General features: G+C 48.7%; 6 protein-coding genes, 2 tRNA genes and 3 rRNA genes. 3 read left to right on the top strand and 8 right to left on the bottom strand.

What is annotated here, in order from left to right; genetic code table 11:
• Positions 1 to 20: 20 nt before the first annotated feature.
• The 8 genes from rrf to ATG66_RS20285 form a co-directional block, all read right to left on the bottom strand.
• Positions 21 to 140: ribosomal RNA gene (gene rrf / locus ATG66_RS20320) — 5S ribosomal RNA — on the bottom strand.
• 113 nt (positions 141 to 253) lie between these two features.
• Positions 254 to 3,141, bottom strand: a 23S ribosomal RNA gene (locus tag ATG66_RS20315).
• A 293-nt stretch (positions 3,142 to 3,434) separates the two neighbouring features.
• A tRNA-Ala gene (locus tag ATG66_RS20310) sits at positions 3,435 to 3,510 on the bottom strand.
• A 42-nt stretch (positions 3,511 to 3,552) separates the two neighbouring features.
• A tRNA-Ile gene (locus ATG66_RS20305) sits at positions 3,553 to 3,629 on the bottom strand.
• A 68-nt stretch (positions 3,630 to 3,697) separates the two neighbouring features.
• A 16S ribosomal RNA gene (locus ATG66_RS20300) occupies positions 3,698 to 5,250 on the bottom strand.
• Together the 16S, 23S and 5S rRNA genes with 2 tRNA genes alongside form the textbook arrangement of a ribosomal RNA operon.
• Positions 5,251 to 5,744: 494 nt before the next feature.
• Entirely contained in the window at positions 5,745 to 6,272 is a 528-nt protein-coding gene (hemG, locus tag ATG66_RS20295; RefSeq protein WP_098417093.1) for a menaquinone-dependent protoporphyrinogen IX dehydrogenase, read from the bottom strand.
• Positions 6,273 to 6,281: 9 nt separating this feature from the next.
• Positions 6,282 to 7,739, bottom strand: a complete 1,458-nt coding sequence (locus ATG66_RS20290; RefSeq protein ID WP_098417091.1) for a TrkH family potassium uptake protein — start codon at positions 7,737 to 7,739, stop codon at positions 6,282 to 6,284.
• 46 nt (positions 7,740 to 7,785) lie between these two features.
• Positions 7,786 to 8,409: a YigZ family protein gene (locus ATG66_RS20285; RefSeq protein WP_098417089.1), complete on the bottom strand. Its 624-nt coding sequence runs from the start codon at positions 8,407 to 8,409 to the stop codon at positions 7,786 to 7,788.
• A gap of 260 nt (positions 8,410 to 8,669) precedes the next feature.
• Here ATG66_RS20285 and fadB point away from each other — a divergent pair, with 260 nt between their 5' ends.
• The 3 genes from fadB to acuI all read left to right on the top strand — a co-directional run bounded on the left by fadB (position 8,670) and on the right by acuI (position 13,251).
• Positions 8,670 to 10,841 carry a fatty acid oxidation complex subunit alpha FadB gene (gene fadB, locus ATG66_RS20280; RefSeq protein WP_098417087.1) on the top strand — a complete coding sequence of 724 codons (2,172 nt, stop codon included), beginning with the start codon at positions 8,670 to 8,672 and terminating at the stop codon, positions 10,839 to 10,841.
• Positions 10,842 to 10,856: 15 nt separating this feature from the next.
• A complete protein-coding gene (fadA, locus tag ATG66_RS20275; RefSeq protein ID WP_098417086.1) occupies positions 10,857 to 12,032 on the top strand; it encodes an acetyl-CoA C-acyltransferase FadA in 1,176 nt (391 codons plus the stop codon).
• A 238-nt stretch (positions 12,033 to 12,270) separates the two neighbouring features.
• Positions 12,271 to 13,251: an acrylyl-CoA reductase (NADPH) gene (gene acuI, locus ATG66_RS20270; RefSeq protein WP_098417084.1), complete on the top strand. Its 981-nt coding sequence runs from the start codon at positions 12,271 to 12,273 to the stop codon at positions 13,249 to 13,251.
• The last annotated feature ends 25 nt before the right edge of the window (positions 13,252 to 13,276 follow it).

Here is a 13,276-nt window from a genome sequence, read left to right as displayed (position 1 = left end):
ATTCAAAAGCGATAAATAAAGCCTGGCGATGTCCTACTCTCACATGGGGGAAACCCCACACTACCAATCGGCGCTATTTCGTTTCACTTCTGAGTTCGGCATGGAAGTCAGGTGGGGTCCAAAACGCTATGGTCGCCAAGCAAATTCTTTTTAACTACCGCCAACGCAGTAATTAATAATCTGGAAAGCTGTTTCAGTTCTTAACACAATCAAGTTTTCTTGTATTGAGCCATCAAAACCCCTTGGGTGTTGTATGGTTAAGCCTCACGGGCAATTAGTACAGGTTAGCTCAATGCCTCGCAGCACTTACACACCCTGCCTATCAACGTCGTAGTCTACGACAACCCTTTAGGATACTTAAAGTATCAGGGAGAACTCATCTCAAGGCTCGCTTCCCGCTTAGATGCTTTCAGCGGTTATCGATCCGAACTTAGCTACCGGGCAATGCGTCTGGCGACACAACCCGAACACCAGAGGTTCGTCCACTCCGGTCCTCTCGTACTAGGAGCAGCCCCTTTCAATTCTCCAACGCCCACGGCAGATAGGGACCGAACTGTCTCACGACGTTCTAAACCCAGCTCGCGTACCACTTTAAATGGCGAACAGCCATACCCTTGGGACCGACTTCAGCCCCAGGATGTGATGAGCCGACATCGAGGTGCCAAACACCGCCGTCGATATGAACTCTTGGGCGGTATCAGCCTGTTATCCCCGGAGTACCTTTTATCCGTTGAGCGATGGCCCTTCCATTCAGAACCACCGGATCACTATGACCTGCTTTCGCACCTGCTCGAATTGTCATTCTCGCAGTCAAGCGGGCTTATGCCATTGCACTAACCACACGATGTCCAACCGTGTTTAGCCCACCTTCGTGCTCCTCCGTTACGCTTTGGGAGGAGACCGCCCCAGTCAAACTACCCACCAGGCACTGTCCTCACCCCGATGAGGGGGCTAAGTTAGAACATCAACACTACAAGGGTGGTATTTCAAGGTTGCCTCCACACATACTGGCGTACGTGCTTCAAAGGCTCCCACCTATCCTACACATGTAGGGTCAATGTTCAGTGCCAAGCTGTAGTAAAGGTTCACGGGGTCTTTCCGTCTAGCCGCGGGTACACTGCATCTTCACAGCGATTTCAATTTCACTGAGTCTCGGGTGGAGACAGCGTGGCCATCATTACGCCATTCGTGCAGGTCGGAACTTACCCGACAAGGAATTTCGCTACCTTAGGACCGTTATAGTTACGGCCGCCGTTTACCGGGGCTTCGATCAAGAGCGTCGACCGAAGTCTAACCCCATCAATTAACCTTCCGGCACCGGGCAGGCGTCACACCGTATACGTCATCTTACGATTTTGCACAGTGCTGTGTTTTTAATAAACAGTTGCAGCCACCTGGTATCTGCGACTCCTAGTAGCTCCATCCGCAAGGGACTTCACCGCCAAGAGCGTACCTTCTCCCGAAGTTACGGTACCATTTTGCCTAGTTCCTTCACCCGAGTTCTCTCAAGCGCCTTGGTATTCTCTACCCGACCACCTGTGTCGGTTTGGGGTACGATTCCATCAAATCTGAAGCTTAGAGGCTTTTCCTGGAAGCATGGCATCAATGACTTCACATCCGTAGATGCTCGACGTCGTGTCTCAGCCTTAAAAAGAGCCGGATTTACCTAACTCTTCAGCCTACGCACTTGAACCTGGACAACCGTCGCCAGGCCCACCTAGCCTTCTCCGTCCCCCCATCGCAATTTGATTGAGTACGGGAATATTAACCCGTTTCCCATCGACTACGCCTTTCGGCCTCGCCTTAGGGGTCGACTCACCCTGCCCCGATTAACGTTGGACAGGAACCCTTGGTCTTCCGGCGTGGAGGTTTTTCACCCCCATTATCGTTACTCATGTCAGCATTCGCACTTCTGATACGTCCAGCGTGCCTTACGACACACCTTCAACCGCTTACAGAACGCTCCCCTACCCAATACTCAAAGAGTATTGCCGCAGCTTCGGTTTACTACTTAGCCCCGTTACATCTTCCGCGCAGGCCGACTCGACCAGTGAGCTATTACGCTTTCTTTAAATGATGGCTGCTTCTAAGCCAACATCCTGGCTGTCTGAGCCTTCCCACATCGTTTCCCACTTAGTAGTAATTTGGGACCTTAGCTGGCGGTCTGGGTTGTTTCCCTCTCCACGACGGACGTTAGCACCCGCCGTGTGTCTCCCGGATAGTACTTACTGGTATTCGGAGTTTGCAAAGGGTTGGTAAGTCGGGATGACCCCCTAGCCTTAACAGTGCTCTACCCCCAGTAGTATTCGTCCGAGGCGCTACCTAAATAGCTTTCGGGGAGAACCAGCTATCTCCAGGTTTGATTGGCCTTTCACCCCTAGCCACAAGTCATCCGCTAATTTTTCAACATTAGTCGGTTCGGTCCTCCAATTGATGTTACTCAATCTTCAACCTGCCCATGGCTAGATCACCTGGTTTCGGGTCTATATCCAGAGACTAAGTCGCGCAGTTAACACTCGCTTTCGCTACGGCTCCCCTAGATGGTTAACCTTGCCACTGAATATAAGTCGCTGACCCATTATACAAAAGGTACGCAGTCACACCACGAAGGTGCTCCTACTGCTTGTACGTACACGGTTTCAGGTTCTATTTCACTCCCCTCACAGGGGTTCTTTTCGCCTTTCCCTCACGGTACTGGTTCACTATCGGTCAGTCAGTAGTATTTAGCCTTGGAGGATGGTCCCCCCATATTCAGACAGGATATCACGTGTCCCGCCCTACTCGATTTCACTGCATATGCGTCGTCAGTTACGGGGCTATCACCCTGTATCGCCAAGCTTTCCAGCTTGTTCACCTGACGCCTATAAAGCTTAAGGGCTAGTCCAATTTCGCTCGCCGCTACTTTCGGAATCTCGGTTGATTTCTTTTCCTCGGGGTACTTAGATGTTTCAGTTCCCCCGGTTCGCCTCGCTACGCTATGTATTCACGCAGCGATACTTACTTATGTAAGTGGGTTTCCCCATTCGGAAATCCCAGACTCAAGTGGCTTTTACTGCCTAATCTGGGCTTATCGCAAGTTAATACGTCCTTCATCGCCTCTGACTGCCAAGGCATCCACCGTGTACGCTTAGTCACTTAACCATACAACCCGAAGGAGTTTCGAGTTGATGTTCAAATCACCAAAGTTGTCTCTCATTATTTGAATGAGCGAGAGACATTTCGATTTTGCCGGACTCAATTTCGAATAATCACTGTAATAGTGATATTCCCAAGAACACTTGAATGTGTTGTTTTGGTGTTTATCTTTACGATAAACATTGAGAACTTTATTTGATAACAACGTTGTTGTTATCAGTCAGCTTTCCAAATTGTTAAAGAGCAAAGTTTTCTAATGAAAACCATGTTTAAACACACTCATTGAATGCACTTAAAGATGGTGGAGCTATGCGGGATCGAACCGCAGACCTCCTGCGTGCAAGGCAGGCGCTCTCCCAGCTGAGCTATAGCCCCATCAGGTGTCGATACTGTATGCCAATTTTCTGGGAAGGAAATTGGTGGGTCTGAGTGGACTCGAACCACCGACCTCTCGCTTATCAGGCGAACGCTCTAACCACCTGAGCTACAGACCCAGTATCGTCTCTTAAACTTTATAAACCGTATCAATCTGTGTGAACACTCATCGCAATAATCTTTCGTATAAGGAGGTGATCCAGCGCCAGGTTCCCCTAGCGCTACCTTGTTACGACTTCACCCCAGTCATGAACCACAAAGTGGTAAGCGTCCCCCCGAAGGTTAAACTACCTACTTCTTTTGCAGCCCACTCCCATGGTGTGACGGGCGGTGTGTACAAGGCCCGGGAACGTATTCACCGTGGCATTCTGATCCACGATTACTAGCGATTCCGACTTCATGGAGTCGAGTTGCAGACTCCAATCCGGACTACGACGCACTTTTTGGGATTCGCTCACCATCGCTGGCTCGCCGCCCTCTGTATGCGCCATTGTAGCACGTGTGTAGCCCTACTCGTAAGGGCCATGATGACTTGACGTCGTCCCCACCTTCCTCCGGTTTATCACCGGCAGTCTCCCTGGAGTTCCCGACATTACTCGCTGGCAAACAAGGATAAGGGTTGCGCTCGTTGCGGGACTTAACCCAACATTTCACAACACGAGCTGACGACAGCCATGCAGCACCTGTCTCAGAGCTCCCGAAGGCACACCAGAATCTCTTCCGGCTTCTCTGGATGTCAAGAGTAGGTAAGGTTCTTCGCGTTGCATCGAATTAAACCACATGCTCCACCGCTTGTGCGGGCCCCCGTCAATTCATTTGAGTTTTAATCTTGCGACCGTACTCCCCAGGCGGTCTACTTAACGCGTTAGCTCCGAAAGCCACGGCTCAAGGCCACAACCTCCAAGTAGACATCGTTTACGGCGTGGACTACCAGGGTATCTAATCCTGTTTGCTCCCCACGCTTTCGCATCTGAGTGTCAGTATCTGTCCAGGGGGCCGCCTTCGCCACTGGTATTCCTTCAGATCTCTACGCATTTCACCGCTACACCTGAAATTCTACCCCCCTCTACAGTACTCTAGTCTGCCAGTTTCAAATGCTATTCCGAGGTTGAGCCCCGGGCTTTCACATCTGACTTAACAAACCACCTGCATGCGCTTTACGCCCAGTAATTCCGATTAACGCTCGCACCCTCCGTATTACCGCGGCTGCTGGCACGGAGTTAGCCGGTGCTTCTTCTGTCGCTAACGTCAAAGAATACCGCTATTAACGATATCCCCTTCCTCACGACTGAAAGTACTTTACAACCCGAAGGCCTTCTTCATACACGCGGCATGGCTGCATCAGGCTTGCGCCCATTGTGCAATATTCCCCACTGCTGCCTCCCGTAGGAGTCTGGACCGTGTCTCAGTTCCAGTGTGGCTGATCATCCTCTCAGACCAGCTAGGGATCGTCGCCTTGGTGAGCTCTTACCTCACCAACTAGCTAATCCCACCTAGGCATATCCCGACGCGAGAGGCCCGAAGGTCCCCCTCTTTGGCCCGTAGGCATTATGCGGTATTAGCCATCGTTTCCAATGGTTATCCCCCACATCAGGGCAATTTCCTAGGCATTACTCACCCGTCCGCCGCTCGACGCCCAACAAATCACCCGAAGGCTCAATGTTGTCGTTTCCGCTCGACTTGCATGTGTTAGGCCTGCCGCCAGCGTTCAATCTGAGCCATGATCAAACTCTTCAATTTAAGATTTTGTCGGCTCAACGAATACTGACTTCAAAACTACAAACGTAATTTTAAAGCTATTATCGTTCCAACAGAACGATAATGAATTGACTGTGCCAAGATTAAACAAGTTAATCTCGATTGGTCACTCAGTTCATTGAAACCGTATTTGAAGCAAAAGCTTCTAATTCGATTATCATCAACGAGTGCCCACACAGATTGATAGGTCTATATTGTTAAAGAGCTTGCCAATTGAGCTCTGCTCAAATCGGACGGCCATTTTAGCGACTTAAAGTTTAGTGTCAATCACTTTTTTTCAAACTTTCTTTAAGCGTTTCCGCTTGGCTAATTTGGCTTGCTAACTCAGACTCCGTCTCATTCGAAGCGTTGCCCTGTCAGCGAGGTGGCATTATAGGGATTGCGATCACATTGGCAAGCCATTTTTATCGCTTTTTCTGTTTTTTTTGCCTTTCGGATAAGAAAACATCAAAAGGCTTCAAAAAAGCATATTTTTTCTACAATCTTTTGAATCTATCTGCGAAAAGTGCCACTTTCCCCCAATTCGTATATTCCACTTCTTTTGTTGTATCGGTCTCCCCCCCTGTCATCGACATGATGAATCGAATCATCATTCGGTCAAACCAACCATAACGAGGATAGTAAAGTGCTCCAGCAAACACTCCAATGAGAGTCGGTTTCCATGGTGACTTGAGAAGGAACTTACGGATATATGCGCTCCCCTCTGGGGTATCTTTTGCTTGGTCTTCTTTACGCGCGGTTAAATTGACACAAAAAAATGCGACTTTACTACTCTCTAACTGATTTAGATTACGCTCTATAAATTGGTAAAGCTTTTTGTTCAAGTGACCATAACGAATAGATGCGCCAATCAGTACTCTGTCGTATTGGCTAAAATCGATGGTATTTACATTATGTAAATCCATTAACTCACAATCAAAGTCCGCCAATTGTTCATCTATATAGTGAAATATTTTTTTGGTTTGCCCTTCACGTGAAGAGTATAGAAACAATGCTTTTGTCACGATTTTTCCTTAGCTACGCCAAAACGTCGGCGTGAGCAGAATTAATAAGGTAAAGATTTCCAGACGCCCAAATAACATAGACACAACCAACACCCATTTAGCCGTGTCGTTAATATCACCAAAATGCAGAGCAACTTCGCCTAAGCCAGGGCCGAGGTTATTCAAGGTCGCCGCTACTGCCGAAAATGCACTGAGCTCATCCATTCCAGTGGCAATCAATGCCAACATGCATACCACAAAAACAAGCGCGTATGCTGAGAAGAACCCCCATACTGCATCGACTACTCGTTGAGGCAGTGCGCTACCACCAACTTTGATGGTGTAAACCGCGCGAGGATGGACTAAGCGTTTTAGCTCGCGGGCACCTTGTAAGGTTAGAAGCAAGATACGGATCACTTTCATTCCGCCCCCCGTCGAACCCGCGCAGCCCCCGATAAAAGAAGAAAATAGTAGCAATACCGGTAAGAACAGTGGCCACTCTGCAAACCCTGTTGTAGTGAAGCCTGCCGTGGTCGAAATCGACACGGTTTGGAATAACGCTTGGTCAAAGGCGTCATAAGGCGAAGTGTAAGAGTGATGTTTAAGTAACAAAAGAAAACAAACCACAAACAACAACACTTGTATAAAGAGGAAAGCGCGGAATTCGGGGTCTTTCCAATAATACTTTGGATGAACGCCACCGGATGCAAATGCGGCAAAGTGCAACGTATAGTTACATGCTGATATTAATAAAAACACAACGGTGATCAGGTTAATCGCGTAACTGTCAAAGTAACCGATGCTAGCATCGTAGGTTGAGAAGCCTCCAATCGCTATCGTAGAGAAGCTATGGCTAATCGCGTCAAACGGTGTCATGCCTGCTAGCCAAAACGCAGAAGCACATGCGATGGTCAGACTCAGATAGATGTACCATAACGCTTTGGCTGTTTCTGCAATACGCGGCGTAACTTTGGTATCCTTAACTGGTCCTGGGATCTCAGCGCGGTATAGCTGCATACCACCAATGCCAAGCACTGGCAAAATTGCGACGGCTAATACGATGATCCCCATCCCCCCAAACCATTGCAGCAGCTGCCGATAGAATAAAATCGCTTTAGGTAATTCATCTAACCCGACGATGACCGTCGCCCCTGTTGTCGTCAGCGCGGAAAACGATTCAAAAAAGGCATCCGTCACAGATACGTTTGGGTTGTCAGAGATGAGAAAGGGAATCGAGCCAGCGCTACCAAGTACCGTCCAGAATAGAACGACAATAAGAAAGCCATCCCGTGCTTTAAGCTCATGCTTGTACCTGCGATTTGGGTACCAGCAGACGGCCCCGCAAAATAGCAGAACAAAAAATGTCGTGACAAAAGGCACACCCGCACCATCTCGATAGATAAGCGCAACCAGTGCTGGCGCGAGCATCGTGACACTAAAAAGTGCGAGCAATAGCCCGACGATTCGAATTATTGAACGAAATTGCATGGATAGATTGACTAGCGAAGCTGTCTTTGTTGCTTCTTATTTTTCATTATTGTCCGTCTAGAGGGGTAACTATTGCTTTCGCCCCACTTTTATTGATGATTGCCTGGGTAAACGCGCTCACTTCTCGAAGCTCAATTTCCACCACGAATATGACCAGATCGCTATAGTCTGCCTCAACTTCAACCGCCTCAAATTGAGCCAGTATTGATTGTGCGATAGGCAGAAACCCATAGTCTAACGTTAGTCTGAGCTTTGTGGTTATTTTTTTCTCAATAGTTTGAAGCAGCTTGAGTGCTTGTTGTACACCTCCGCCATAGGCCTTCACCAAACCGCCCGTTCCTAGCTTGATCCCCCCCGAATAACGGGTAACCACCGCAGTGATTTCACCGACTCCAGAACCGGATAACTGCGCCAGGATCGGTTTACCTGCGGTGCCTGATGGTTCACCATCATCACTAAAGCCCCATTTCATCGAATCTTCTGGTCGGCCAGCCACAATCCCCCAACAATGGTGTCTTGCATTGGCGTGTTTTGCTTTGACTTGTTCCACAAACGCTTTGGCTGCTTCTACACTTGGGGTATGCGCTAAGTATGTAATAAAGACACTTTTTTTGATCTCTTCTTCAAATTGAGTCGGCTCAGCAGGAATCAGATAAGGCTGGTCATTCATAGGATTATGGATTCAGAACTATTTACCCGCAGTCTATCACGAGTGCCATTTACACGTCGCATAAGATCTGCCACAGCGCACAATGTTAAACACTTGTTTAAAAAATGTATTGAAATTAACCAATCCGCGATCCAAACTAAGCTCACTGGTCAAACCAGAATAAAAATAACACGACTTCCTCGACTGCTCTTTGTCGAGGAACACGGCACCGTTGAATAGGTATACAGACAATCCACGATTGCATGTCATGGAGATAGACAATGATTTACCAAGCCGAAACCCTACAGGTAAAGGAAATACAATCTGGTATTGCAGAGCTTAACTTCTGCTCACCAACATCCGTCAATAAACTCGATCTAGCAACGCTGGAATCGTTAGATAAAGCCCTTGATGCACTGATCGCTCACCAAGGCTTAAAAGGTTTACTGCTCACTTCTGATAAAGACACGTTCATTGTTGGCGCGGACATTACCGAGTTTTTAGGTCTGTTTGCTAAAACAGATGCCGAACTCGATGAGTGGCTGCAGTTTGCTAATAGCGTCTTTAATAAACTAGAAGACTTACCCGTTCCAACCCTCTCCGCAATAAAAGGCCATGTGCTTGGCGGAGGCTGTGAGTGTGTCCTTGCGACCGATATGCGTATCGGTGATAACACCACCAGCATTGGTTTACCAGAAACCAAACTTGGCATCATGCCAGGTTTTGGTGGCTGTGTTCGATTACCTCGTGTTATCGGGGCAGACAGCGCCATGGAAATCATCACTCAAGGCAAAGCATGCCGCGCGGATGAGGCTCTGAAGATTGGTCTGTTAGATGCCATTGTAGAAACAGACTCTCTATACGAATCCGCACGGCAAACACTGACTGCAGCGATTAATGAGAAACTGGACTGGCAAGTACGTCGTAAACAAAAGACCTCACCACTGACACTCAGCAAGCTTGAGTCAATGATGAGTTTCACCATGGCGAAAGGTCTGGTAGCGCAAAAAGCGGGCCCTCACTACCCAGCGCCAATGGCTGCGGTAATAACGATTGAAGAAGGCGCACGTTTTGCGCGTAATGAAGCACTCAACGTTGAACGTAAGCACTTTGTGAAACTGGCGAAAACAGAAGAAGCCAAATCGTTAGTTGGTCTGTTCCTTAACGACCAATACATCAAAGGTATCGCGAAGCAAGCAGCGAAGTCTGCGAGTAAAGACACCCAACGTGCAGCGGTACTTGGTGCGGGCATCATGGGGGGCGGCATCGCTTATCAATCGGCGCTGAAAGGCGTGCCAGTATTGATGAAGGACATCGCGCAAGCCTCGCTAGATTTGGGCATGACCGAAGCGTCGAAACTACTCAATAAACGCTTATCTCGTGGTCGTATTGATGGTTTCAAGATGGCCGGTATTTTGGCCTCTATCACCCCAAGCCTACACTACGCCGGTATTGAAAACTCAGACGTGATTGTTGAAGCGGTGGTTGAAAACCCGAAAGTGAAAGCAGCAGTATTGAGTGAAGTAGAAACATACGTCGGTAATGATACTGTTCTCACGTCAAACACCTCGACGATTCCGATCAACCTTTTGGCTCAGTCGTTAAAACGCCCAGAAAACTTCTGTGGTATGCACTTCTTTAACCCTGTGCACCGCATGCCATTGGTTGAAATAATCCGCGGCGAAAAAACCTCTGATGAAACCATCAACCGTGTTGTCGCGTATGCCGCGAAAATGGGTAAATCACCAATCGTTGTGAATGACTGTCCGGGATTCTTCGTCAACCGCGTACTCTTCCCCTACTTTGGCGGCTTCAGCATGCTGCTACGTGATGGTGCGGATTTTACTAAAATCGACAAAATCATGGAGCGTCAGTTTGGCTGGCCGATGGGTCCGGCTTACTTACTGGATGTGGTCGGCATTGATACCGCGCACCACGCGCAAGCGGTCATGGCAGAAGGCTTCCCTGAGCGCATGGGCAAACAAGGTCGTGACGCGATTGATGCACTCTTTGAATCTGGCAAATATGGCCAGAAGAATGGCAACGGCTTCTATAGCTACACCCTTGATAAAAAAGGTAAGCCGAAGAAAACCTTCTCTGAAGATGTCTTGCCAGTCTTGGCGGGAGTTTGTGCCGATAAGCAAGACTTTGATGACCAAACCATCATCCAACGCATGATGATTCCCATGATCAACGAAGTGGTGCTGTGTTTACAAGAAGGCATCATCGCCTCGCCTCAAGAAGCCGATATGGCATTAGTTTACGGCCTTGGCTTCCCTCCATTCCGCGGTGGTGTATTCCGCTATCTAGACAGCGTGGGTATTGCTGAATTTGTCAAAATGGCAGAACAGTACTCACAACTAGGCGCAATGTACCAAGCACCGCAAACGCTGATTGACATGGCGGCGAAAGGCGAAAGCTTCTACGACGCACAACAGCAAGGTTCTATCTAAGGAGGGATTCCCAAAATGACTAATCAAACAAGAAACGTGGTCGTAGTCGATTGTCTGCGTACCCCTATGGGTCGCTCCAAAGGCGGTGCTTTCCGTCATACCCGTGCAGAAGATCTCTCTGCTCGCTTAATGAAAGGCATTCTGGCGCGTAACCCACAAGTGAACCCAAGTGAGATAGAAGACATCTACTGGGGCTGTGTACAACAAACACTGGAGCAAGGCTTCAATGTGGCTCGCAATGCGGCGCTGCTTGCTGGTCTACCTATCGAAATTGGTGCTGTCACCGTGAACCGTTTGTGTGGTTCGTCAATGCAAGCTCTGCACGATGGTACTCGTGCGATTATGACGGGGGATGCAGAAATCTGCCTGATCGGTGGTGTCGAACACATGGGTCACGTACCGATGAGCCATGGTGTCGACTTTCATCCCGGCCTGTCAAAAAACGTCGCCAAAGCAGCAGGCATGATGGGCCTAACGGCTGAGATGCTCGGCAAAATTCATGGCATTAGCCGTGAGCAACAAGATGCCTTTGCCGCACGATCTCACGCTCGTGCCCAAGCCGCTACTGTAGAAGGTCGCTTTAAAAATGAAATTCTGCCCATTGAAGGGCATGCGGCTGACGGCACACTGTTTACTCTCGACTATGATGAAGTGATTCGTCCAGAGACAACCGTTGAAGGCCTGTCTCAGCTTCGTCCTGTGTTTGACCCAGCCAACGGCACCGTAACGGCGGGGACTTCCTCTGCGCTATCAGATGGCGCGTCAGCGATGCTGATCATGAGTGAAGAGAAAGCCAACGAACTTGGCCTGAAGATTCGTGCTCGCATTAAAGGCATGGCAATCGCAGGTTGTGACCCATCAATTATGGGTTACGGTCCGGTTCCAGCCACTCAAAAAGCTCTGCAACGTGCAGGCCTATCGATTGATGATATGGGTGTGGTTGAGCTCAATGAAGCCTTTGCTGCGCAATCTCTGCCTTGTGCGAAAGACTTAGGTTTACTTGATGTCATGGACGAGAAAGTCAACCTCAACGGCGGCGCAATTGCACTGGGTCACCCGCTGGGCTGTTCCGGTTCCCGTATCTCAACCACCTTAATCAACCTGATGGAAGATAAGGATGCGAAATACGGGCTGGCCACCATGTGCATCGGTTTGGGTCAAGGTATTGCTACGGTATTTGAACGGCCATAGTGAACGCTTCACAATTATGATGAAATGAACCAAGACTGAAAATTTTGCTATTACACTTAAAGGCGACATCAAATGTCGCCCTTTTTTTACGCCAAATATAGTAAATATGCACAAAAAGCATATATAAAATGAGTAACTTTCATTTTATTCATAGATAGAGAAGACATACACTTATAGCCAGTTGATATTTTGCTGCATGTGGCACCTAAGTCACCCTATCGCACATTCGGAGAACCTTATGTTTAATGCTCTAGTTCTAAATCAAGAAGACAAACGCACTATCGCTAGCATCGAGCAGATCGATGAGACACAGCTGCCGCAAGGCGACGTTATGGTTGAGGTCGATTACTCATCGTTGAATTACAAAGACGGTTTGGCGATCACAGGTAAAGGTAAAATCATCCGTAACTTCCCGATGGTGCCAGGCATTGACCTAGCCGGTACGGTCATCAGCTCTGAAGATGCGCGTTACCAAACAGGCGACAAGGTGGTCTTAACTGGCTGGGGCGTAGGTGAAAACCATTGGGGTGGCATGGCTCAACGCGCACGTTTAAAAGCAGATTGGCTGGTACCACTACCGAAAGGTCTAGACAGCAAGAAAGCCATGATGGTGGGTACAGCAGGCTTTACTGGCATGCTATGTGTTCAAGCATTGCTTGATGCGGGCATCAAACCTGAAGATGGTGAAATTCTAGTAACGGGCGCAAGTGGCGGTGTCGGCTCGGTAGCCGTTACGCTTCTCGCTCAGCTTGGTTACAAAGTTGCTGCCGTGACAGGCCGTGTAGAGCAAAACGGCCCGCTACTTGAAAAACTCGGTGCTAGCCGCATCATCGACCGCGTTGAATTTGAACAGCCAGCCCGTCCGCTAGAACAACAAATCTGGGCAGGCGCAGTAGACACAGTAGGTAGTAAAGTACTAGCAAAAGTATTGGCGCAAATGGATTACAACAGCGCAGTCGCAGCTTGTGGCCTTGCAGGTGGCTTTGATCTACCCACCACCGTGATGCCGTTCATTCTCCGTAACGTTCGTCTACAAGGTGTCGACTCAGTCATGTGCCCAACCGAGAAACGCATCGCAGCTTGGGAAAAATTGGTTGAGCTACTCCCAGACAGCTACTTCGAGCAAGCTTGTACTGAAGTAGCACTCGCTGAAGCGCCAAAATACGCTGAAGACATCACTAACGGTCAAGTAACTGGTCGTGTGGTCATCAAGCTATAAACGCCGACCCAATACCAACAGACTA

The organism is Vibrio sp. ES.051, assembly GCF_002563795.1.
GTDB lineage: Bacteria > Pseudomonadota > Gammaproteobacteria > Enterobacterales > Vibrionaceae > Vibrio.
Note: the sequence above shows the minus strand (reverse complement) of the source record. Positions and strands in the feature narration are given on the sequence as shown.